Genomic DNA, 24,772 nt, shown 5'->3' with positions numbered 1-24,772 from the left:
AAACTCCGCAGAGTTTCCTATTTTTTATTTACCTGAAAAGATTGGTTTTAGTTGGCTGGCGAAGTCGCCGTCGGGGTCATTGACGAACTTTTGGTAGTCAGCCCAGTAGGCATCTTCGACCATTAGTGGCTCGGCAATGTTTTTGGGAATGGCCGAAGTTGGAATCCGACCTTGGTCGTCCTTTTGCCCATCGAAGTCTTTGACAAAGTCTGACAACCGTTTTTCGATGACGAGGGCTTCTGGGCCAAACCAGTTGTGGGGCTCCTTGGTGAAGAAACTTTCTTCAACCTGGTAAGGCGTCCAGTCGGGTTGGTCAACCGCAATCTTTAGCGGGTGGACCAGTGTTTGGAGTTGGACCTGGCCTAAAGCGATGTCAGCGACGGCTGCGGCCATGGCAGATGGGAGGTGCTTTTCGTTATTTTCTTTAGCGACGAGCAAGAACTGCCCGCGCATCTTTTCGTCGGCCTTGACTTCCTGGCCGACAAGGACTTTAACTAAGTCCTTGGGATCGATATTAATTGCTTGCATAGTGTTAGTCCTGGATGTTAATAAAGCTAAATTGGTCAAAATCAAATAGTCCTTGGTCGGTAATCTTCAAGGATGGGATTACCGGTAGGGCCATGAATGACAGGGTTAGGAATGGGTCGAATCGCAAATCAGAAATCTCGGCAAAGGCCTGGTTTAGCAAGTTTTGTTGTTGGATCAGGTCTTCATATGCCAAGTTGGACATTAAGCCACCGATTGGTAGTGGTAGGGTGGTGACCTGACCGTTATTGACGACCACTTGGCCACCGCCAATTTCTTTTAAGGTGGCAACGGCTGTTGCCATGTCGTCATCGTTGACTCCAGCCACAATCACGTTATGAGAGTCATGGGCAATTGTTGAAGCAATCGCTCCTGCTTGCAAATTCAAACCGGAAATAATACCAAGACCATGGCCTAGGTCGTGGTAGCGTTCAATTACAGCAACTTTGGCAAAGGTTTGGTTTGGCACAAAGTTCCCGTTTTCATCAACTGGTACGGTCGTTTGAACGTGCTTAGTGGTAATGTGGCGGGGCTCGATTTCAATCACGTGGGCAGGCTTTTTCGGGTCCAGTGACAGAGCCAAGTCGTCCTTGCTAAAGGTCAAATTAATTTGTTGGCCGGGTAATAAGAGAACGGGCTTTTGTTCGTTTTCAAAGAACTGCCCGCTGACCATTGTTTGCTCGATTATGACATTTTTTAGGTCAGATAGGACCAACAGGTCTGCTTCAAAGCCAGGGGCAATCGCACCGATGTTTTCTAAGTGGTGGGCCTTGGCACCGTTATAAGAAGCCAGTGTATAGGCCAGTTCAGGGGCAAGACCATTTTTGATTGCGAGAGCAACGTTGAAGTTGATTGACCCTTCCTTTCGGATATCAGCAGCCGACTTATCATCGGTGGCAAAGGCGAAGTGGCCGTGGTTTGCTTCGTTGATGGCTGGCAAAAGGGCTAGTTCGTCTCGTTCAACGGTTCCTTCCCGTAAGAAGACGGCCATTCCGGCGTTAATCCGGTCTAAGGCCTCTTTTTGATTGGTTGCTTCGTGGTCTGTGTCGATACCGTATTTGCGGTAGACTGCTAGTTGGTCGGGTCCAAGGCCAGAACCGTGGCCATCAACATGGCGGTGGGCTTCGTTGGCATCTTGGATTTTTTGAAGCATGTCCGGATTACCGTTGGCAACGGCTGGATAGTCCATTACTTCTGCCAAACCAGCGATTTCTGGGTGTTGGTAGAAGGGCTTCAGGGCCTCAGCATCTAATGTGGCACCCGCATGTTCAAAGGGGGTTGCCGGGACGGAAGAAGGGAGCATGTAGTGGATATGAAGCGGTGTTTGCTTAGCAGAGTCCAGCATATATTGGATTCCAGAAATGCCGGCAACTGAGGCGATTTCGTGGGGGTCGGCAAAAATTCGGGTAACCCCGTTTTGTAAGGACAAGCGGCCAAATTCAGACGGTGTTAATAAAGAAGATTCGATATGTAAGTGAGCATCGATTAAGCCAGGAACGATGAATTTACCGGTGTAGTCCAAGGTTTCCTTAGCGGTAAAAGCCTCGGTTTTACCAACAAAGACGATTTTTTTGCCTTGGATAAAGACATCTTGGTCTTCAAAGTCCTGGTTGAAAACATTGAGGACCTTGGCCCCGGTCAAACGGTAGTCGACTTCTTGCGACATGGTTGTACTCCTTTAAAATCAATGAATTTTACCTAGTTTAGCACAATCGGGTCTGCTTAGAAAAACGATTAAAAAAACATTTTGGTAACGGTTTTTCATTTTTCAGTAATCATCTTAATAAAATGTCTATACCAATTACCTAAATTTGGTTTGACCACCTAGGATAACGTTGATAAAATAGCATTGTTAACTTAAAAAGTATTATCAAACCAATTTATTTGAAAGCGAGATTTTTTGTATGTGTGGAATTGTTGGAGTGACTGGAGTAGACCAAGCACTCCCATGCCTCTTGCATGGGTTGCAGAAGTTGGAATACCGGGGTTATGATTCTGCCGGCGTTTACTTGACTGACCAAAATGGGGATAGCGCCTTTATTAAAGAAACTGGTCGGGTGGCAAAGTTAGTCGAAAAGGCTGAAAAGCACGGCTTTATTGGAACAGCTGGGATTGCTCATACTCGGTGGGCAACCCACGGAAATGTCAGCGTTGAAAACGCTCACCCACAAAAGTCTGCTGATGACCGCTTTTACTTGGTTCACAACGGTGTGATTGAAAACTACCAAGAATTGAAGGCTGAATACTTGGCTGATGTTGATTTGGTATCTGAAACTGATACGGAAGTCGCGGTTCAATTGGTGGACAAGTTTGCGACTGAAGGTGGGTTATCAAATGTTGATGCTTTCCGTAAGATGATTTCATTGCTAGAAGGAAACTCAGCTTATGGTTTCTTGTTGATTGACCACCAGGAACCTGATACGTTGTTTGTCGCTAAGAAGAAGTCACCATTGCTGGTTGGTTTGTCAGACCATGGCAACGTGGTAACATCTGATGCTGCGGCGATGGTTGATATGACCAAGGAATTTATCGAATTGCGTGATGGCGATGTCGCAATCGTTAAGCCAGATTCTGTTGAAATTTACGATGCCAACCAAGAAAAGGTTGACCGTGAACCGTTTACTTTGACTATTTCTGCTGAAGATACCGATAAGGGTGCTTATCCTTATTATATGTTGAAAGAAGTTGACGAACAAGCTGTTGTTGTTCGTAATATCGCCGGTCACTATTATGATGAAGACGGTAACTTGCAAGGAATTGGTTGTGCTATTACCGACAAAATGCAAGAAGCAGATCGCTTGTACATCGTTGCGGCCGGAACCTCTTACCACGCTGGATTAGTTGGTAAGCGTTACTTTGAACAGTGGGCGAACATTCCAACGGAAGTTCACATTGCCTCAGAATTTGCTTACGACCAACCAAAGTTGTCAGAAAAGCCATTCTTTATCTTCTTGTCACAGTCTGGTGAGACGGCTGATTCTCGTGAAGTTTTGGATAATGTTAAGAAACAAGGCTTCCCAGCTTTGACTTTGGCCAACGTGATGAATTCGACCTTGACCCGTGAAGCTGACTTTGCTTTGCCTGTTTTGGCCGGCCCTGAAATTGCCGTAGCCTCAACTAAGGCTTACACTGCCCAAGTTCTGGTCCAAGCTATCTTGGCTTCTGCAATGGGTGAGCCTGGCTTTGATTTGAAGGCTGAATTGGCGAAGGTTGCTGTTGAAATCCAAGCAATCACGGATGACAAGGAAGTCTTCAAGAAGATTGCGGAGTCTGCTTTGGATGAAAAACGCTCAGCCTTTTACATTGGCCGGGGCTTAGATGCGGCCGTGGCCTTGGAAGCTGCCTTGAAGTTGAAGGAAATTTCTTACGTGCAAACGGAAGGCTTTGCTGCCGGTGAATTGAAGCACGGCACGATTTCTTTGATTGAAGAGGGCACACCAGTCTTCGCCTTGCTGACTCAGTCAAAGACGGCTGGTCTCCTCCGTGGTGAAGTCGCCCAAGTAGCTGCCCGTGGTGCTAATACCATTGTTTTGGCTTCAAAGGACTTGGCTAAGGAAGGCGATGCCTTTGTTTTGCCACAAGTTAATGAATTGTTGATGCCATTGTTGGCAGTTGTGCCAGCTCAATTGATTGCTTACTATGCTACCTTGGCTCGGGGCTTGGATGTCGACCGCCCTCGTAACTTGGCTAAGTCAGTGACGGTTCAATAAAAAAACATTTTTAATGTAAAAAGTCGGTGGAAAAACGCCGGCTTTTTTTGTTTGTCAAAGACTTATTTGGTAAAATAGATAAGGAATAAATGACATTTTATGTCGGATGGAGTATACGGGATGAAACCGTTCAAAAGCTTATTTAAAAAGGCAGCAACAGACGTTGATGTCACCAATTTGAAGGTGCCCAAGCACCTTGCCATTATCATGGATGGGAATGGTCGCTGGGCCCAAAACCGTCACTTGCCACGGGTAGCGGGACACAAGCAGGGGATGGAAACGGTTAAGACTGTTACCAAATTGGCCTCCCATGCTGGGGTCAAGGTCATGACCTTGTACGCCTTTTCCACTGAAAATTGGTCACGGCCAAACGATGAAGTTTCCTACTTGATGAAGTTGCCAGTGACATTTTTTAATACCTTTGTGCCGGACTTGATTAAAGAAAACGTCCGGGTGGAAACAATCGGTGATATCGATGCTTTGCCTGAAGCAACCCGTAAGGCCGTTTATGATGCCAAGGAACAGACAGCTCAGGGGACTGGAATGGTCTTGAACTTCGCCTTGAATTACGGGGGACAAAAGGAAATTGTTGAAGCCTCTGCTGCCTTAGCTAAGAAGGTTGAAGCGGGTGAAATGAGGGCCGACCAAGTGGACCAAGCAGCCTTTGAAACTGAATTAACCACAGGGTTCTTAGGTGATTTGGCCAAGCCAGACTTGATTATTCGAACTTCAGGGGAAGAACGGATTTCAAACTTCTTGCCATACCAGGCGGCCTATGCTGAGTTCTACTTTACGGACATTTTGTGGCCTGACTTTGATGAAGTTGAATTTGAACAGGCCCTAACAACCTTTACGAAACGTGACCGCCGCTTTGGTGGTGTAAAAACGAAATAAGAGAAAGCGAGAATCCCGATGAAAACTCGGATTATAACGGCCGTGGTGGCCTTGATTGTCTTTATCCCAATGTTAGTGATTGGGGGCTGGCCACTGTTGGTCTTAACCTTGATTTTGGGTGCTTTGGCCATGCGCGAAGTAATGCGAATGACCCATACTTTGATTGTGTCATTTGAAGCCTTGGTTGCTAACCTAGGCGCCTTGGCGATTATTATGCCAAAGTCATTTTGGAATAATGGCTTTTGGCCAGATACAATCAACAGTCAGACGGTCTTGTATAGCGTGGGCTTTTTGCTCTTAGTTCGGACTGTTTTTTCAAAGAAAAACTTTAACTTCCAAGATGCTGGTGTTTTGTTCTTGTCGGCTGTTTATATTGGAACTGGGTTCCACTACTTCTACTTGGCAGATACTCGTGGCTTAGAGGTTATCCTATTTGGAATGCTCTGTGTTTGGTTGACTGATTCGGGGGCTTACTTCTTTGGTCGAGCTTTTGGAAAACACAAGTTAGCACCGCGAATTTCACCCAATAAGACCTGGGAAGGGTCAGTGCTTGGGTCATTAGCAGCTGTTATCATCTTGGTCTCCGTTTATACCTACTTTGGTTTGATTGACGGGTCAATCATTGAACTTGGTATTATCGCCATTGTTCTTTCAATCGGTGGTCAAATTGGTGACTTGATTGAATCTGGTTTGAAACGTTTTTACAACGTCAAGGATTCGGGCAATGTTTTGCCAGGTCACGGTGGTATTTTAGACCGGTTTGATTCAATGTTAATTGTGATGCCATTGATGGCTGTGATTGGGTTGTTGAGCTAAGTGAAGGACTAAAACGGGGGAGAAGGAAATGAATATTACAGCCATTCTGGCCTTTTTGCTTGTTTTTGCCCTATTAGTGGGCTTTCACGAATTTGGCCACTTTATCGTCGCAAAAAAAGCGGGTATCTTAGTTCGTGAGTTTGCGATTGGGATGGGGCCAAAAATTTTGTCCCTTTATAAAAATAGTACGGCCTATACAATCCGGCTACTGCCAGTAGGTGGGTACGTGCGGATGGCTAGTGAGCTTGAACAAGACGAGTTAGAGGCTGGCCAACGTTTGTATTTAACGGTTGATGAAGCTGGTCAGGTTATTTTGATTGACGAGCGGGCTGATGAAAGTCAGGCCGGTTTGTTTTTCCAAGTTGACCAGGCTGACTTGGTTGATGCAATGACTTTAACTGGTTACCAGGCTGACCAAGAAGAGATGACAACCTTGCATGTGGCTAAAAACGCCACTCGGGTTGGTACAGATGGGGTTGAAACCCGGATTGCACCACGACCAACTTGGTTAGAGTCCGCTCCGGTTGGAAAACGGTTAGCAGTCAATATTGCTGGTCCAGCAATGAACTTCGTCTTGGCAGCTGTGGCTGCCTTAGGGTTGAGTTTTGCTTTGCCAGCTGTGCACTTTGACGAACCGACAATTGGTCAGGTAGTTAAAAGTGAGCCAGCCGCTAGGGCTGGTATCGAGTCAGGTGACACGATTAAGACGGTTAATGGTCAATCAGTTAAGACTTTTACTGACTTTGCCACTTTCGTAACTGAAAATGACAAGCAAAAATTAAAGTTGACGGTTGACCGGGGTGGTCGGACGTTATCGAAAACGGTTGTGCCAGAAACGGTTACAGTTGATGGCCAAAAAGAAATTCGAATTGGGGTATCAGTTAAGACTTATTCCGATCCATGGTCGCGGCTAAAATTTGGTATGATAAGTACAGGCACTTGGTTCACTGAAGTTGGACGGGGAATTGCCAACCTCTTTACGGGTGGCTTTTCGATTGACAAGCTCGGTGGACCAGTGATGCTGGCCAAGACGACAGCTAAGGCTTCGCAACAGGGTTGGATTACGGTTTTGGCTTTGTTGGGACTTTTGTCAGTCAACCTTGGTCTGATTAACTTGCTACCAATCCCACCACTTGACGGGGGTCAGTTTTTTTTGAACTTAGTGGAAGGAATTCTTAGAAGGCCGGCACCGGCATGGCTAGCTAAAGGCCTGACCGGGTTGGGAACAGTCTTACTAGTAGTTTTGATGGTCTTAGTCACCATCAAGGACTTAGGTCAGTAATAACAACTTATTGGGGATTTTCCCCGTACATATTAGATAGCGAAAGAAGGACGTTATGAAACAATCACAGCTCTTGATGCCAACCCTGCGGGAAGTTCCCGCAGATGCAGAAGTTAAATCCCACCAGTTGTTGCTAAAGGCTGGTTACATCCGTCCGGTTACGGCAGGAATGTTTGCCTACTTGCCATTGGCAAAGCGAGTTTTGAACAAGATTGAAGCGATTATCCGTGAAGAAATGGATGGGATTGATGCCAACGAAATGTTGGTCCCAGAAGTTTTGCCGGCTGAATTATGGCAAAAGACTGGTCGTTATGAGACTTATGGTCAAGATTTGTATAAGTTTAAGAACCGCCAGGACCGCGACTTTATCTTGGGTCCAACGCATGAAGAAACTTTTACGGAACTATTTGGCAATGATATTAAGTCTTACAAGAAACTGCCATTGTTGGTTTACCAAATCCAAGCGAAGTTCCGTGATGAAGGCCGGCCACGGTTCGGCTTGCTCCGGACCCGTGAATTTATTATGAAAGATGCCTATTCTTTCTCAGCTGACCAGGAGGGGTTGGATGCTATCTTTACCAAGATGGAAGCTGCCTATGTCCGAATCTTTGACCGAATTGGCTTGGATTACCGAGTAATTGTTGGTGACGCTGGTGCGATGGGTGGGTCTGATTCTAAGGAATTCTCTGCTCCTGCTGCTGCCGGTGAAGACGTGATTGTCTATTCAGATGAAAGCGAATATGCCGCTAATTTGGAAATGGCTAAGGACGCTTATGTCCGTGCTGACAAGGCTGATGAAGCTGACTTTGCCGACTTGAAAAAGGTGGCAACGCCAAACGCCAAGACGATTGAAGAAGTTGCAGAACTCTTTGACGAAGACCCTGCCGAAATGGTCAAGACGATTATGGTTGTAACGCCAGACCAGAAGTTGGTAGCCGTGGTAACGACTGGCGACTTCGAAGTTAACTTGGTTAAGGTTCAAAATTACTTGGGTTATACCGAAGTGGAATTGGCCGACGAAGCAGTTGTAAAAGAAGCTGTCGGAGCATCATTTGGTTCACTTGGACCAGTTGCTTTGCCAGAAAATGTCCAACTCTTAGTGGATGAACGGGCTGCTGACTTGGTGAACTTCTCTGCTGGTGCAAATGAAGATGGCCAGCACTTCCAAAACGTTAACTGGGGTCGCGATGTTGAATTAACAGACGACCAGGTTGCTGACTTCCGAACAGTTAAGGAAGGCGATGATGCCGTTGATGGTAAGGGGAAGTTACGCTTTACTAAGGGAATTGAAATTGGTCATATCTTTAAGCTGGGAACTAAGTATTCGAAGGCTTTGGGTGCCCAAGTTTTGGATTCAAACGGTCGCAATGTCGACATGATTATGGGTTCATATGGTATTGGCATTTCGCGGTTGGTTGCTGCAATTGCAGAACAAAAGAGTGATGATAAGGGCCTTGTTTGGCCTGCTAGCGTCGCACCGTTTGATGTTCACCTGGTCCCAATCAATTTGAAAGATGAAGACCAAGCTAAGGTAACGGACGAACTCGAAGAAATGTTAAAAGCCAATGGCTTGGAAGTCTTAGTTGACGACCGAAAAGAACGGGCCGGCGTTAAGTTTGCGGATGCGGACTTGATTGGTTTGCCAGTTCGAATCACTGTTGGTAAGAAGGCTAGTGAGGGAATCGTGGAAGTGACTGTTCGCTCCGATGACTCGAACTTTGAAATGCGCCTTTCTGAAATTCAAGAATCAATTGATGTGTTGTTGCACGGCCAAGCTAGTGCAGAATAAAGTTTAAAAAGCCGATTTTAATCGGCTTTTTCACGTAATGAGAAAGGTTAGCAATGTCTTTAACGCCAGAAGAACAATTAGGACAACTGCTGAACCAAAGTAAGCAAAGCGACCAGGTTAAAGTCTACTTTGAGGGCGGACGTTTAGCTGGCGTCCAGGTGGCAGCAAAAGAAAAACGGTGGACCTTTGTGGTTGCCGTGCCGAAGGTCTTGCCGTTTAAGGCCTTTTTGTCCTTTTACCAGGGTTTGCAGGCTAATTTTCAGCAGGTTTCCCACGTCGGCTTGGTCATCCAAGTCATGCAAGCTGGTTTTACGGAAGAAGACCTGGTGGATTACTTCCACTTTGCCTTGCACCAGACGAACTTAAATTATGGGTTAACGCAACAGTTGGGTGCTAGCTCGGTTGTCGAATTAGCTGGTAATGGTCAGGCAACGATTAAGGTCAGCATGGCCAACCTTGCGGAAGCCTTAACTGACCAGGTGTTAGCTGAGCTAAGTCAGGCCTATGCCTTTTTAGGGATGGGGAACTTGACCTTTACCGCCCACTTTGACCAGGACTTGCAAAACCAAGTTCGAGAAAAGTACCAGTCCCGCCAACAAGACGTGCAAAAAACAATCTTTGACGCTGTTCAAAAGGCTGAGGCTGCTAAGCCGAAGAAGTCTAAGGATGGCGTGGCCATGCGCTTAGGTCGCCCAATTAATCCTGATGCTGAAGTGACTCGGTTGGAAGATATTGATGGAGAAGAATCACGGGTAGTTATTGAAGGTTATATTTTTGCTTCCGAAGTCCGTGAATTGCGGTCAAAAAAGAAGCTCTTATCAATTAAATTGACTGATTATTCATCGTCAATTTCTGCTAAAAAATTTGAAAATAATGATACGGATGGGGCAGTCTTTGACGAATTAAAAGAAGGTCAGTGGGTGAAAATCCGCGGTGCTGTTCAAGAAGACCAGTACCTTCGTGAGTTATCGTTGAATATTTATGACTTGCAAGTGGTTGACCATGAAAACCGGCCAGAGCCTTACCAGGGTGACCAGCAACGAGTTGACTTGCACGTTCACACCAATATGACTGGGATGGACGCTGTGACTGATTTTGGTGCAGTGGCTAAGTTAGCAAAAGCATGGGGGCAAGACACGTTGACTGTGATGGATAACGGTAATGTGCAAGGGTATCCGGATGCGATTGCAGCTGCTAAGAAGCAAGATTTAAAGATGATCTATGGGATGGAAGGAAACGTCGTGGAAGACGGTGACCCGATTGCCTATAATAGCCAGGACCTAGACTTACTTGGTAAAGACCAGACCTATGTGGCCTTTGATCTGGAAACGACTGGTTTATCAGCAGTTTCAGACCGGATTATTGAATTATCCGCTGTCAAAATGGAACTGGGGAATGTCGTTGATAAGTTTTCGGAGTATATTAACCCAGGCTTCCCACTTTCAGACTTTACTACGGAATTGACCTCGATTACTGATGCCATGGTGGCCAACGCTAAAAGTGAGCAAGACGTGATTGAATCCTTCCGGGAGTGGTCAAAGGACACCATTTTGATTGGTCACAACGTGACCTTTGATGTTGACTTTTTGAACGCTACTTATGCCCGTTATGATGACGAGCCAATTTCAAACCCAGTTATTGATACTTTGACTTTGACCCGGTGGTTATACCCTGACTATAAGTCATACCGGCTGGGAACTTTGGCCAAGAAGTTCTCGATTGAACTGGAACAGGCTCACCGGGCGATTTACGATGCCGAAACAACCGGCCACTTGGGTTGGAAGTTATTAAAGGATGCCAAAGAACGGTTTGACTTGACCAACTTTAACCAGTTGAACGACCACATGATGGATGGTGGGGCCTGGCGGCATGGCCGGCCTTTCCATGCTTCTATGTTAGTTAAAAATGAGGTTGGATTGAAGAACCTGTACCGCTTGGTTTCAGAATCAAACGTGACTTACTTTAATAAAGTGCCACGGATTCCACGCTCAGTCTTAGAAAAGTACCGGGAAGGACTCTTGGTTGGAACCGGTGATACGGGCGGGGACGTGATTGTAACCCTAATTGAAAAGGGTTATGATGCCGCTTTGAAGAAGGCTAAGTACTACGATTATTTGGAAATTCAACCCCTGCCAAACTATCAGCCAATGCTTGACAGCCAGTTGATTGCTAACCCTGATAAGTTAAAGTCAATCATCAAGGAAATGGTTAAAATTGGTGATACTTTAGGGAAACCAGTTGTGGTGACGGGAGATGTCAAATACACCAACCCAGAAGACCACATCTATCGCAGTATCTTGATTGGGTCCCAGCCGGGAAACCCATTAAACCGGACAACCTTGCCCGAGTTATACTTCCGGACAACCCAAGACCTCTTGGATGAATTTGACTTCTTAGGGGCCGATTTAGCCAAGAAGGTTGTGATTGATAATACCCACTTTGTGGCTGATCAGATTGACGATGTTTCACCACTAAAAGAGGGGTCTTACCCACCACAAATCCCAGAGGCCGGCGACGAACTGACTGAAAAGACTTATGCGGCTGCCAAGAAGGCTTATGGCGACCCATTGCCAGAACAGATTCAAAGCCGGATTGACCAGGAATTGAAGTCAATCATCGGGAACGGTTTCGCACCGCACTATATGATTGCCCAACGACTGGTAGCTAAGTCCAATAAGGATGGTTACCTGGTTGGATCGCGTGGATCAGTCGGGTCATCATTTGTCGCTACCATGTCTGGAATTACTGAAGTTAACCCACTGCCATCACACTATCGGTCGGCCCACGGGGATTACTTTGAGATTGTGGACGGCTATGGGTCGGGGTATGACTTACCACCGAAGGAAGATCCTAACCACCCTGGTGAAATGCTGATTGGCGATGGTCAAAATATTCCCTTTGAAACCTTCATGGGCTTCACTGGAAATAAGGTCCCCGATATTGATTTGAACTTTTCTGGTGATTACCAGCCAGTTGCCCACAACTATATGAAGGTGATGTTCGGGGAAAAGAAAGTTTACCGGGCTGGAACGATTGCCACGGTCGCTGAAAAGACGGCCTTTGGTTACGTGAAGGCTTACGAACGTGACCACGATAAGCACTTCCGTGGTGCCGAAGTCGAACGGCTAGCCCAGGGAGTGACGGGGGTCAAGCGGACGACTGGACAGCACCCAGGTGGGATTTTGATTGTACCGGGTGACTATGATATTTATGACTTTACGCCAGTCCAGTACCCAGCTGATGACCAATCAGCCTTGTGGCAAACAACCCACATGGATTACCACTCGATTCACGATAACTTGTTGAAGATGGATATCTTGGGACATGATGATCCTACGATGGTCCGGACCCTAAAAGATTTGTCAGGAATTGACCCACAGACGATTCCACCAAACGACCCTGGTGTGTTGAAGCTCTTTACCTCAACTGAACCACTGGGCGTTACATCTGACCAGATTTACTCCAACACCGGAACCTTAGGCCTACCTGAATTTGGTACGGGCTTTGTCCGGGGGATGCTGGAGGATACCCAACCAAAGACTTACTCAGAATTGCTTCAAATTTCTGGTCTGTCCCACGGAACGGATGTGTGGTTGGGTAACGCCCATGACTTAGTTGAAAATGGGACCGCCACGATTGCGACCGTGATTGGAACCCGTGATAAAATCATGACCGATTTGATCGACTGGGGACTGCCTTCTGAGGACGCCTTTAACATTATGGAAAAGGTTCGAAAAGGAAAGGGAATCACCGACGAGTACCAGAAGCTAATGCGCGAAAACAATGTGCCAGAGTGGTATATCGAATCGTGTTTGAAGATTAAGTATATGTTCCCTCGGGCCCACGCGGCCGCCTATGTTTTGATGGCCTTGCGGATTGCCTACTTTAAGGTCTACTTCCCAGCCGTTTACTATGCGACCTACTTCTCCGTTCGGGCTGATTCCTTTGATATTGTGGCGATGTCACGTGGAAAGGACGCTGTGAAGGCGGCGATTACCCGGATTCGAGATATGGGAAACGATGCCACCAAGGGTGACCAGGACTTACGGACTGTCTTAGAAATGGCAAATGAAGCCCTTGAACGCGGCATTTCCTTTAAGATGGTCGATTTGTACCGGTCAGAAGCAACCGACTGGGTAATTGATGGCAATGAGTTGATTCCTCCATTTGTCACAATTCCCGGCCTTGGTGAAAACGTGGCCAAGCAGATTGTGGCTGCCCGGGTTGAGAAGGAATTTATTAGTAAAGAGGACCTGAAGAAACGCGGAAAGGTCTCACAAACCATTATCGAGTTTTTGACGATGCAGTCTGTTATTTCAGACTTACCAGACGAAAACCAACTTTCATTATTTGACTTTTAGCAAATAGTGCCTGCTGTGGCGGATACCAGCAGTCAATAAAAACAAGAAAGGACGCCGACTTTTGTCGGATATCATGCAATCATTTTTTAAATTAAAGGAAAACAATACGACCGTTAAGACGGAAGTGGTCGCCGGCTTGACGACCTTTGTTTCGATGGCCTACATCTTCTTTTTGAACCCTCAAATCTTGGGGCAAACGGGGATGCCAGCTTTGTCAGTCTTCATCGCAGCGATTATTGTCGCGGTTTTTGGAACTTTGTTGATGGGCTTTTATGCCAACGTTCCATTTGCTTTGGCGCCAGGAATTGGCCTGCAAGCTTATTTCACATATACCATCGTCTTTGGCTTTGGCTTTAAGTGGCAACAGGCCTTGGCAATCGTCTTTTTGGTCGGTATCTTAGACATTTTGATTACCTTGACTCACGGCCGTCAGGCAATCGTTAAAGCAATTCCAGCCGAACTAAAGGCCGCCATTGGTGGTGGACTGGGGGCCTTTGTAACTTACATTGGTTTGAAAAATGCCGGCTTCATTAACTTTGTGATTGATGGTAATAACATCATTACGGTTAACGACCACGCTTATAGTGGTGGAACCGTGAAGGGTGGTCTGAACTCTTTGCTTGCCTCTGGTGGCGTGACACCAGAATTAACTAAGTTTACCCAAGCACCACAGTTGCTGGCCCTGATTGGCTTGATTTTGTTGGTCTTCTTGTTGATTAAAAAGGTTCCAGGGGCGTTCTTGATTACCTTGGTAGTGACAACGATTATTGGGATTCCAATGGGCGTAACCGATACGCATTTGTCAGCCGCTACTTCATTGCCACATGCCTTTTCTGAATTTGGTTCAACCTTTGGTGCCACTTTTGGTCATAACGGGATGATGTCTTTGTTTGCTGACTGGCAAAAGACGTTGTTGGCAGTTGTCACAATTTTCGCCCTTGGTTTGACTGGCTTGTTTGATGCGATTGGAACTTTGATTGGCATTGGAAACCAGACTGGGATTTTCTCAGAAGAAGACCAAAAGGCCTTTGCTGCCGATAATTCTTTCAATTCTAAGATGGACAAGGCCCTGGTGGTTGATACCTTTACCACTACTTTGGCAGGAGCGGTTGGAACGTCGAACACGACGACCTTTATCGAATCAGCGACGGGTGTTGCTGCCGGGGGCCGGACTGGGTTGACCAACATTGTGACGGCGACCGGGTTCTTAGCGATGCTCTTTATGGCTCCCTTCGTTTCTGTTGTGCCTGGTGCAGCAACTGCGCCACTTTTGATTGTGGTTGGAATCATGATGATGGGCGAATTTAAGAAGATTGATTGGAACGACATTGCCGTTGCCATTCCGGCCTTCTTTACTTCGATTTTCATGGCCTTTTCATTCTCAATTTCTTACGGAATTGCAGCCGGTTTCATCTTTTACATTGTGGTGAAGATCGCGCAAAAGCAGTTCAAGTCACTGTCACCAATTTTGTTGGTGATTACCGCATTCTTCTTGGCAAACTTTATCTTATTAGCTATTATTTAAGCAAATAAAAAGGCGACCAGTTGGTCGCTTTTTTAGACAAAATACCTAGTAAAAGTGCCTTAAAACCAGCGTTTTAAGGCACTTTTTCGTGTTATAATTCAAGCAGCAAACAAGTTGAAATGGTGGCGCTTTATTTCAAAAGGAGGTGGTGCTTATGCATGACCAAAACCGCTTGGAAGGAGAGGCCGGTGGCACCGTGTGATGCAATGTCACTAATGATAGGCTTTGGCTCATTGATAGTCATGGTCTTGCTATTAGTGGTTGAAATCATTAAGTTAAGCCAAAAAAAAAATAACCATTAAAAACTTTGACGAGTTGATGGTTATTTTTTATTTATCACTAAGCCACCGTTTTACGGGTTTGCTGAGAGGGGTTAATGAGTATTCATTAGCCCCTTTTCAATTTAAATTATAGCATCTTTTATCAAAAAGAGAACCAAGAAAACTGTCGAAAATTTAACAAGCTTTTTAATACACTAAAAGTGAAAAAATGTCTTGTAGAATGGGGGCTTTTACCAACACCTGGGGGTTATTTTTGCTATAATGAAACTATGAAATATGGAACAGTAAAAATTTGGCAACAAGACCGTGGTTACGGTTATATTAAACCCGATGAAAAGGGTGATGACGTCTACGTTCACTTTAATGGGATTGCTGGTGATGGCTTTAAGACCTTGCAAAAGGGCCAACGTGTTCAATACGTTTTGGTCCAAGGCAAGGATGACTTCCAGGCTGCCCAGGTTGAAGTGGTAAAGGACGAATAAGATGGCTGAAAAAGAAGAGTTTCTTTCAAGTGAAACGGTCTTTGAAGGACCAATTTTTTCAGTTGAAAAAAGAACAGTAAAACTCTTTGATGGCAAGGAAGCAGAACGAGATGTGGTCCATCACATGTTGGCGGTTGGGGTTTTACCCTTAATCGATGCTGACCATGCTATTCTGGTCCGCCAGTGGCGGGCGGCAGCGAATGACTTTGTGTTAGAAATTCCAGCCGGTAAGGTCGATAGTCGCGACCATGGGGACGAAAAGACAGCCAGTCTAGCAGCTGCGACCCGGGAGTTGAACGAAGAAATCCGCGTTCATCCCGGTGACTTGAAGCTTTTGGCTGATGGCTATGAAGCGATTGGCTTTACTGATTCGAAAATTGCTTTGTATTTGGCAACGAACTTGGAAAAGCTCGACCAGGCTGATGAATTACCACGGGACCATGGTGAATCGCTCGACCTCGTTACTTTGTCATTTGGCGAAGTGAATGACTTATACCAAAATGGTCAGTTAAACGACCAAAAAACCATTACTGCCTACTTGTACTGGGCAAATTGGAGGATGACCAATGGCAAATAATTTCTTTACGCGTCGCCGCGAAGAAAAGCAGCGGGCTAAGCGCCGAAACCGGGTTGAAAAAGAATATGCTCGGACCCACGCTGAAGATATTACGGTTGTTGAACCAGAAAACCGGTCTGAAATGCGGTTAACCAAGAAGGGCCGGTTTGAACTAGGCTCAAATGGTGAACTAACAGAACAAGGTAAGACGGACCGGTTGGCTTACCGCTATAACCGTGGCATGATTTTTGTCGCGATTTTAATTATTATTACCTATCTCTTTTTCTTTTTCGTTAAGACTGTTTAAGTAAGTGAGGACACTATGAAACTTGGAATTATTACCCCAATGGCCGAAGAAAAGAAGGCCTTGACGGCTAACATCGAAACCAAGGAAGTCCGTGAATTTGCTGACTTGACTGTTTTGATTGGTACTTATGCAGGCCATGAAATCTATTTGGCCGAATCTGGGATTGGTAAGGTGGCAGCAGCAACCGCCACGACAATTTTGACCCAGGTCTTCCAAGTTGAAAAGGTAATTAACACTGGTTCTGCTGGGGCCTTACAAGCTGACTTGCAGATTGGGGACTTGGTAATTGGTCAAGAATTAACTTATTTCGATGCTGATTCGACGGTTTTCGGTTATGAATTTGGCCAAATGCCAAACCAACCAGCTCGGTTTGAATCCGACCCTGAATTAGTTCAAGCCTTTACGAAGTTAACTGATGCAAAGGCCGGCTTAATTGTTTCTGGTGATAGCTTTGTTCAGCAAGAAAAGAAGGAAGCCGTCTTAGGTCACTTCCCTGAAGCTCAGGTTGCCGAAATGGAAGGGGCAGCGGTCGCCCAAGTTGCAGCCCGCTTTGATGTCCCGTTTATTGTTTTACGTGGGGTTTCTGACCTTGCTAATGGCGATTCCGGTGTCACTTTTGAAGAGTACGTGGTTGAGGCTGGTAAGCAATCAGCTTCACTGTTGTTGAAGTACTTGGATAGTATTGCTGCTTAAGCAACTTTGATAATCAATTTTAGAAAAGGATACGCAAGATGATTGCAGTTTATAACCAACAAGCGGTTGGCGATATTTTGATGCTAACCTTTGCACCAGCTGAATCAACAGAAGCTGTTGAAGAAAAAGGTGCTGTTACTCGAATTTTTGATCAAGAAAATGGTCAAACTTTGGGCTTGAATATTCAAGGCCTTGGTGACCAATTGAATTTTAATGACAACCAAGCCGGTCAAGTATTTTTAACGGAAGACCAGGCGGCAGTTGTTAACCAGGCTTTGGTTTCAGCTGGTCTTTCAGACAAAATTAATGTTGAAGAATCGAAACTAGTGGTTGGTGAAGTTGATGAAATGGAAGTTCACCCAGACTCTGACCACCTTCATGTTGTGAAGGCTAATGTTGGCAATGGGGACCACTTGCAAATTGTTTCTGGTTCACCCAACATGCAAACGGGCATCCGCGTTGTTGTTGCTCAACCAGGTTCTATGATGCCTTCTGGCGAAATTATTTGGGATGGTGCTTTGCGCGGCGTTCCATCAGCCGGCATGATTGTTTCCGGCCGGGAATTGCATTTGCAAGGAGCACCAAACAAACCAGGTGCCTTAGTTTTGCCAGCAGACTTCGGTCAAGTTGGAAAAGCCTTTGACTTTAATGCAGCAAAAAATTTGTATGCTGATGGCTTAATTGATACCAATTACTAAGAAAGGGCATTTTACCATGCCAAAAAAATATTATTTTATTGGAATCAAGGGAACTGGAATGGGACCTTTGGCTCAAATCTTACATGACCAGGGCAACGAAGTCTTAGGATCTGATATTACGAAGTTCACCTATACACAGGCGCCACTGGAAAATGCTGGTATCAAGCTTTTGCCATTTGATGCCAAAAATGTTTTAGCTAACCAGGATGCAACCTTTATCCGGGGAAATGCCTTTGAAGACGACCAAGTTGAAGTGAAGGCAGCCTTGGAGGCTGGGGTCAAGATGATTTCATTCCCAGAGGCGGTTGCAGAACAAATTGCCCAGGCAACAACGATTGCAGTAGCTGGGGCCCACGGAAAGACTTCAACGACCGGGCTATTGGCTCATGTCTTTAAAAATGTGGCCAAGACTTCTTACTTAATTGGTGATGGAACTGGACGCGGTGCCAAGGATTCGGAATTCTTTGTTTTGGAAGCCGATGAATACCGCCGCCACTTTGCTGGTTACCACCCGGACTATGCAATCTTAACGAACATTGATTTTGACCACCCGGACTATTATAAGGATTTGGCGGATGTAAAGTCCGCCTTTACCGACTTTGCCAAAGGGGTGAAGAAGGGGATTGTTGCCTGGGGTGATGATCCAAGTTTGCAAGAACTGGCAAAAGATGTTGATGTACCGGTTTACTATTACGGTGACCAGGCTGGTCGTGATGACTTCTTGATTGACCAAGTTGATAAGGAAACGACGGGGTCGAAGTTCCATGTTTCTTATAAGGGTCAGGACTTGGGTGAGTTTTCAATTCCAATCTTTGGCCAGCATAATGTCTATAATGCCACAGCTGTCATTGCGGTAGCCTACTTAGAAGGGGTTGACCTAGCTAAGGTTCGTGAGTACTTGTTGACTTACCAGGGAGTGAAGCGCCGTTTTTCTGAAAAGCAAGTCCAAGACATCATCATTATTGATGACTATGCCCACCATCCAACCGAAATTCAAGCGACGATTGATGCAGCTCGGCAAAAGTATCCAAATAAGGAAGTAGTGGCAGTTTTCCAGCCCCATACCTTTACTCGGGTCATTGCTTACAAAGATGAGTTTGCTGAAGCTTTGAAGGCAGCTGACACGGTGTATTTGACTCCGATTTTCGGGTCAGCCCGTGAGGCGCAGGGAACTGTTTCAGCCAAAGATATTGCCGAAGAACTTCCAAGCTGTGCTGGTATTTTAGATGAAGAGGACGTGTCACCATTACTAAAGCATCAGGACGCGGTTTTGGTCTTTATGGGGGCTGGTGACATTCAAAAGTATGAGTTTGCCTATGAAACGTTACTCGGGCAAATTCAATCAGACTTAGTTTAAACGAACCTTGTTCCGTTTGAAAAAATCGATTATAATAGAGTAACTTCAAATTCTGAGACCAATTAGGAGGTTGACTGATGAATAACTTTGACTTTGATTCACGCCGTGACGTCACGGGTGTGGACGCTGGCATGAAGACATTCTTCCAAAAGATTTATGGCTACATGACGGTGGCATTGTTGGTAACGGCGATTACTGGTTTTGTGGCCCAGGAATTTTTCTTGCCACAGTTGGTCGTTTTCTTTACTAGCATTGTTGGAACCTTGGCAATCTTTGCCATTGAAATGATTATTGTGGTGATGATGCGATCAGCATCAGTGAAAAACCCGGCGAAGGCCTTTGGCTTGCTAATGGCCTTTTCGGTAGTCCAAGGGTTGACCCTTGGTTTGTTGTTGGCTATTTATACGCCAGCTTCTGTGATTGCCGCCTTTGCTTCTACCGCCGCTTTGTTTGGCGGCATGGGCTTCTATGGTTTTATCACTAAGAAGTCACTTGCTTCACTTGGTCCTGTCTTGTTTGGGTCAGTGATTGGTTTGATGGTTGCTTCATTCTTTGGAATCTTTATGCATTCTGAAGGTTTGACGCTGATCATCTCATACGCATCGGTAATTATCTTTGCGTTGTATACAGCATACGATAACAACCGTTTGCGCCAGTTGTATGTTCAATTGACTTCAAATGGTGCCGATGATGATAACCAAGTGACTGGAATTGCCGTTTACGGTGCCTTGATGTTGTACCTTGACTTTATTAACATCTTCTACGCTTTGATTCGGATTATGGGTGACCAACGAAACTAAAGTGTTAGAAAAACTAACATTGCTCGCTTCGGCGGGCTTTTTTTGTGCTAAACTACAAACAAGTTGAATAAGGATTAACCAATGACGAAAAAACTACTTTTAATCGACGGTAATTCGCTGGCATTTCGGGCTTTTTACGCGATGTACCAGCAACTAGACCGAATGGTCACCCCAGAGGGCTTACACACTAATGCCCTAGTGGCCTTTAACAATTTCTTAGAATCACTCGTATTACCAATGCAGCCTGATGCTGCTTTGGTGGCTTGGGACGCAAAATCAGGTAAGGAAACCTTCCGTGGAGACCTTTACGCTGATTATAAGAGTGGTCGGGATAAGACGCCGGCCGAATTTAAGGAGCAATTCCCATACTTGCGGGAAATGGTTCTGGCTCATGGATTACACAATTACGAACAAGATGGCTTAGAAGCTGATGATATCATCGGCACTTTATCGCGGATGGGTGCCAAGGCCGGTGACGAAGTGGTAATTATTACGGGTGACCAGGACTTAACTCAGTTAGCCACAGATGATATTACCGTTAAGATTACCAAGAAAGGTGTTACGCAAGTAGAAGTTTATACACCAGACTTTATTATGGAAAAGTTTGGTCTGACGCCTGACCAAATTATTGATAAGAAGGCTTTGACTGGTGATACTTCCGATAACTATCCAGGTGTTACTAAAGTTGGTGAAAAAACAGCCTTGAAGCTATTAACCCAGTACCATGACTTGGATAACTTGTATGCCAACATCGATGGAATGAAGAAGTCCAAGATGAAGGAAAACCTGATTGCCGACAAGGAAGTCGCTTACCGGGCTCAAAAGTTGGCGACGATTATTACTGATGCCAATTTGGAAATTGGCTTGGATGACTTGGGCTATAATGGTCCAAATACCACTGACTTGGTGGCCTTATTTGAAACCTTACACTTTAAGCAGGCCTTATCGAAACTGCGGGCTCACCAATTGGTGGACCAGGATGATACCTCGGTTGACCAGGCAGAAGCAGTCGTTTCTAATTGGCATGATGTTCAGCCCCTTTCAAAAGAAGCTTTAACGAAACTAGCAGCGGCTAAGACTTTGGCTCTTCAAATTGATACGACGGCTGATAATTACCACACTGCTGATATGGTTGCCTTTGCTCTTGGTAATGATGACTTGGGTTACTTTGCTAGCCGTGATTTCACTTGGTTTGATAATCCTGATTTGCAAAGGATTGTTGAAGGGGAGACCACAAATCTTCGCCTATTTAACGCCAAAGCCCATTGGGTCTTGCTCCACCGCTTAGGGTTGACATTGCAAGGCGTCGACTTTGACTTTATGCTGGTGGCTTACCTACTTGATACGGTTGGTAACGATAATAGCTTGTCGACCTTAGCCGACCGTTTTGGTAAGACGCTTACGTCAGATGAAGACTTCTATGGTAAGGGCGCCAAGTATGCAGTGCCAGAAGATGACCAAGCTGTCTTTAACCACTTGGGGCACAAGGCAGAAGTCTTGTATGCCTTACGCGACGAAGCTTTTAATGACTTAGAAGCTCACCAGCAAACGCATCTTTACCATGATATTGAGCTACCACTATCCTTTGTTTTAGCTAAAATGGAGGCCCAAGGGTTTACGGTTAATACCGACCGGTTGTCTAAGATGGGCGTTGAATTAGACGAGCAAATTGAAGGCTTAAAGAAGGAAATTTACCAGTTAGCTGGCGAAGAGTTTAACATCAATTCAACTAAGCAGCTGGGCACTTTGCTCTTCGAAAAAATGAATTTGCCAGTGATTAAAAAGACGAAGACCGGGTATTCAACGGCAGTCGAAGTCTTAGAACAGTTAGCACCACAGGCACCGATTGTTGAACACATCTTGCAATACCGGCAGTTAGCTAAGATTAAGTCGACCTATGTGGACGGCTTGTTAGCAGTTGTAGGTCTCGGTGACCATAAGATTCATACCCGGTTCTTGCAAACATTGACACAGACAGGTCGGCTCTCATCAGTTGACCCAAACTTGCAAAACATTCCAATGCGGACGGAAGAGGGACGGAAAATCCGTCACGCTTTTGTACCAAGTAAGTCTGACTGGGTGATTTTTGGGGCAGATTATTCACAAATTGAACTCCGAGTCTTAGCTGCCATTACCGGTGACCCGAACATGAAAAAGGCCTTTGAAAATAACGAAGACATTCATGCGGAAACGGCCCGGGCGGTCTTTGGTCTAAAAGATGGCGACGAAGTGGATGCGAACCACCGTCGGACAGCCAAGGCAGTTAATTTTGGAATTGTTTATGGAATTTCAGACTATGGCTTGTCGAAGAACTTGGGCATTAGCCGAAAAGAAGCCAAGTCCTTTATTGAGACCTACTTTGCGGAATATCCGGATATCCATAATTGGATGGAGCAAATTAAGGAAAAGGCCCATAAAGACGGCTTTGTTGAAACAATTGAGCACCGCCGCCGTTATTTGCCAGATATTAATGCTAAGAACTTTAACCTACGGTCCTTTGCCGAACGGACGGCAATGAATTCGCCAATCCAGGGTTCAGCAGCTGATGTCATTAAAATTGCGATGATTAAGGTCGACAAGGCCTTACAAGAAAAGGGATTAAAGACAAAGATGTTAGTTCAGGTCCATGATGAATTAGTCTTTGAAGGTCCAAAAGAAGAGTTAGAAGAAGTTTCGAAGCTAGTGACTTCCGTGATGGATTCAGCCGTCTCATTGGCTGTCCCACTTAAGGTGGAAGCTCACTCAGGTCCAACTTGGTACGAGGCAAAATAACCTTTTTCCAAGTGGTGTGAAAGGAGATCCGATGTCTAGTTCAGAATTACAACGCAACTTGGCGGTTTTGCCAATGTCAACGGTCCGGGAGTTAACCCTTTTGACTGACCGGCAGATCCGTTATTATGAACAGCATGAATTGATTACTCCCAAGCGGGGGAAGGGTGGCCAGCGTCGCTTTTCTTTAAATGACATTGACCGACTCTTGCAAATTAAAGACTACTTGGATGCCGGTGATTCAACGGCCGATATTAAGGAACTCTTTGCCAAATCAAAGCGCAAAAAAGAAGCCTTGGCCGCTGGTTCCGATACGAACCTGCGTCGGTCTTTGCAAGATGAATTTGCTCAGATTGCCCGCTTTAATAGTCATTAAAATTTGATTGATTGCTTGGTCGGAGTAAGCCTTCGGCCAAAAATAATTGTTGTATTGTCACACTTGCAGCCAGATAAAGGAGTTCTTCATGGCAAAGCCTTCTTACACAAAAGCAGATATTAAGCAGATTGTTCAAGATGAACAAGTCGAATTTATCCGCGTAACGTTCACCGATGTTTTGGGTACCATCAAAAACGTTGAGGTTCCCGTTTCACAGCTCGATAAAGTCTTAGACAACGACCTGATGTTTGATGGATCATCAATCGAAGGCTTTGTCCGGATTAATGAATCAGACATGTACTTGTACCCTGATTTGTCGACCTTTATGATTTTCCCATGGGCAACAGACGCTCATGGTGGTAAGGTTGCTCGGTTGATTGCTGATGTTTATTCAAAGGACCGGACACCATTCAAGGGCGATCCTCGAATTGCCTTGAAGCGGGCCGTTGCTAAGGCCGAAGCGGAAGGCTTTACTGAATTTAACGTTGGGACTGAACCAGAATTCTTCTTGTTCAAGTTGGATGAAAAGGGTAACCCAACCATGGAACTAAACGACCATGGAAACTACTTTGACTTGGCTCCTTTGGACCGTGGTGAAAATGTTCGTCGTGAAATCGTTTTGACCTTGGAAAAGATGGGCTTTGAAGTTGAAGCAGCCCACCACGAAGTCGCTGCTGGTCAACACGAAGTTGACTTCAAGTATTCAGACGCCTTGGATATGGCTGACAAGATTCAGACCTTTAAGTTGGTCGTGAAGACGATTGCCCGTCAAAATGGCTACTATGCAACCTTCATGCCAAAGCCAGTTTCTGGCATTAACGGTTCGGGAATGCACACGAACATGTCACTCTTTAATAAAGATGGTAACGTCTTTGATGGTCATGATGACGATGTTAGCATGGGCTTGTCTGACACAGCAATGCACTTCTTGGGTGGGGTCTTGAAGCACGCTCCGGCTTTGACGGCCATTGCTAACCCAACGGTCAACTCATACAAGCGGTTGACTCCTGGATTTGAAGCCCCAGTTTATGTGGCTTGGTCAGCATCAAACCGGTCACCAATGGTCCGAGTACCTGCTTCACGTGGTGTTGCGACTCGACTAGAACTCCGGTCAGTTGACCCAACCACCAACCCATACACCATCTTAGCTGCGATCTTGTCAGCTGGTTTGGATGGAATTGACAACAAGTTGGAACCATCTGCTGCTGTTGACAAGAACATCTACTTGATGGATGAAAATGAACGCAAGAAGGCTGGCATTGTGAACTTGCCCGATACCTTGCTGGCTGCCCTTGAAGAATTGTCTACCGATGAAACCATTATCAATGCCATCGGAACTCACATCACCGATAAGTTCGTAGAAGCCAAGAAGATTGAATATACTTCTTACCGCCAATACGTTTCAAAGTGGGAAGTCGACAATTACTTTAACAACTATTAATCAAAACGTTTTATCAAATTAAGCAGTCCATTCTGATATGAACCCCGAAATTTGGACAACCAAATTTCGAGGTTTTTATTATGTCCAAATTATCAAAAGAAGACAAAGTT

General features: G+C 45.4%; 20 protein-coding genes. 18 read left to right on the top strand and 2 right to left on the bottom strand.

Going from position 1 to position 24,772, the window contains the following annotated elements; translation table 11 throughout:
- Positions 1 to 24: 24 nt before the first annotated feature.
- Positions 25 to 528: a hypothetical protein gene (locus AC5162_RS04870; RefSeq protein ID WP_496534134.1), complete on the bottom strand. Its 504-nt coding sequence runs from the start codon at positions 526 to 528 to the stop codon at positions 25 to 27.
- Positions 529 to 532: 4 nt separating this feature from the next.
- Entirely contained in the window at positions 533 to 2,191 is a 1,659-nt protein-coding gene (gene ade / locus AC5162_RS04865; RefSeq protein ID WP_496534133.1) for an adenine deaminase, read from the bottom strand.
- 238 nt (positions 2,192 to 2,429) lie between these two features.
- On the opposite strand from ade, the gene glmS reads away from it, so the two are divergent.
- From glmS to glnA, 18 genes are all read left to right on the top strand, one after another.
- Positions 2,430 to 4,235: a glutamine--fructose-6-phosphate transaminase (isomerizing) gene (gene glmS, locus AC5162_RS04860; RefSeq protein WP_496534132.1), complete on the top strand. Its 1,806-nt coding sequence runs from the start codon at positions 2,430 to 2,432 to the stop codon at positions 4,233 to 4,235.
- Between the two features lie 120 nt (positions 4,236 to 4,355).
- Positions 4,356 to 5,129: an undecaprenyl pyrophosphate synthase gene (gene uppS, locus AC5162_RS04855; RefSeq protein ID WP_496534157.1), complete on the top strand. Its 774-nt coding sequence runs from the start codon at positions 4,356 to 4,358 to the stop codon at positions 5,127 to 5,129.
- An 18-nt stretch (positions 5,130 to 5,147) separates the two neighbouring features.
- Positions 5,148 to 5,945, top strand: a complete 798-nt coding sequence (locus tag AC5162_RS04850) for a phosphatidate cytidylyltransferase (RefSeq protein ID WP_496534131.1) — start codon at positions 5,148 to 5,150, stop codon at positions 5,943 to 5,945.
- A gap of 28 nt (positions 5,946 to 5,973) precedes the next feature.
- Positions 5,974 to 7,227, top strand: a complete 1,254-nt coding sequence (gene rseP / locus AC5162_RS04845) for an RIP metalloprotease RseP (protein WP_496534130.1) — start codon at positions 5,974 to 5,976, stop codon at positions 7,225 to 7,227.
- Between the two features lie 55 nt (positions 7,228 to 7,282).
- On the top strand, positions 7,283 to 9,016 hold the full coding sequence (locus AC5162_RS04840; protein WP_496534129.1) for a proline--tRNA ligase: 1,734 nt from the start codon (positions 7,283 to 7,285) through the stop codon (positions 9,014 to 9,016).
- Positions 9,017 to 9,069: 53 nt separating this feature from the next.
- Complete coding sequence (locus tag AC5162_RS04835) at positions 9,070 to 13,377, top strand: PolC-type DNA polymerase III (protein ID WP_496534128.1); 4,308 nt, start codon at positions 9,070 to 9,072, stop codon at positions 13,375 to 13,377.
- A 73-nt stretch (positions 13,378 to 13,450) separates the two neighbouring features.
- Complete coding sequence (locus AC5162_RS04830; protein ID WP_496534156.1) at positions 13,451 to 14,902, top strand: NCS2 family permease; 1,452 nt, start codon at positions 13,451 to 13,453, stop codon at positions 14,900 to 14,902.
- Between the two features lie 119 nt (positions 14,903 to 15,021).
- Complete coding sequence (locus tag AC5162_RS04825) at positions 15,022 to 15,204, top strand: putative holin-like toxin (RefSeq protein WP_496534127.1); 183 nt, start codon at positions 15,022 to 15,024, stop codon at positions 15,202 to 15,204.
- A gap of 248 nt (positions 15,205 to 15,452) precedes the next feature.
- Positions 15,453 to 15,665, top strand: a complete 213-nt coding sequence (locus AC5162_RS04820) for a cold-shock protein (protein WP_496534126.1) — start codon at positions 15,453 to 15,455, stop codon at positions 15,663 to 15,665.
- Between the two features lies 1 nt (position 15,666).
- A complete protein-coding gene (locus AC5162_RS04815; protein ID WP_496534125.1) occupies positions 15,667 to 16,242 on the top strand; it encodes an NUDIX hydrolase in 576 nt (191 codons plus the stop codon).
- Positions 16,232 to 16,528, top strand: coding sequence for a hypothetical protein (locus AC5162_RS04810; RefSeq protein ID WP_496534124.1), 297 nt, complete (start codon positions 16,232 to 16,234; stop codon positions 16,526 to 16,528). The genes AC5162_RS04815 and AC5162_RS04810 overlap by 11 nt, the downstream gene beginning before the upstream one ends.
- Before the next feature lie 15 nt (positions 16,529 to 16,543).
- Positions 16,544 to 17,221, top strand: a complete 678-nt coding sequence (locus AC5162_RS04805) for a 5'-methylthioadenosine/adenosylhomocysteine nucleosidase (protein WP_496534123.1) — start codon at positions 16,544 to 16,546, stop codon at positions 17,219 to 17,221.
- A 38-nt stretch (positions 17,222 to 17,259) separates the two neighbouring features.
- Positions 17,260 to 17,919, top strand: coding sequence for a YtpR family tRNA-binding protein (ytpR, locus tag AC5162_RS04800; RefSeq protein WP_496534122.1), 660 nt, complete (start codon positions 17,260 to 17,262; stop codon positions 17,917 to 17,919).
- A gap of 16 nt (positions 17,920 to 17,935) precedes the next feature.
- Positions 17,936 to 19,276 (top strand): UDP-N-acetylmuramate--L-alanine ligase, encoded by a 1,341-nt coding sequence (murC, locus tag AC5162_RS04795; protein ID WP_496534121.1) that lies wholly within the window; start codon positions 17,936 to 17,938, stop codon positions 19,274 to 19,276.
- Positions 19,277 to 19,353: 77 nt separating this feature from the next.
- On the top strand, positions 19,354 to 20,076 hold the full coding sequence (locus AC5162_RS04790) for a Bax inhibitor-1/YccA family protein (RefSeq protein ID WP_496534120.1): 723 nt from the start codon (positions 19,354 to 19,356) through the stop codon (positions 20,074 to 20,076).
- Between the two features lie 81 nt (positions 20,077 to 20,157).
- Entirely contained in the window at positions 20,158 to 22,848 is a 2,691-nt protein-coding gene (gene polA, locus AC5162_RS04785) for a DNA polymerase I (protein WP_496534119.1), read from the top strand.
- 31 nt (positions 22,849 to 22,879) lie between these two features.
- Positions 22,880 to 23,221 carry a MerR family transcriptional regulator gene (locus tag AC5162_RS04780; RefSeq protein ID WP_496534118.1) on the top strand — a complete coding sequence of 114 codons (342 nt, stop codon included), beginning with the start codon at positions 22,880 to 22,882 and terminating at the stop codon, positions 23,219 to 23,221.
- Positions 23,222 to 23,309: 88 nt separating this feature from the next.
- Positions 23,310 to 24,662, top strand: a complete 1,353-nt coding sequence (gene glnA / locus AC5162_RS04775; RefSeq protein WP_496534117.1) for a type I glutamate--ammonia ligase — start codon at positions 23,310 to 23,312, stop codon at positions 24,660 to 24,662.
- Positions 24,663 to 24,772: the final 110 nt, after the last annotated feature.

The sequence above is a fragment of the Fructobacillus sp. ChS1-6f1-1-27 genome (assembly GCF_059579415.1).
This window is presented reverse-complemented; position numbering and strand designations above follow the sequence as displayed.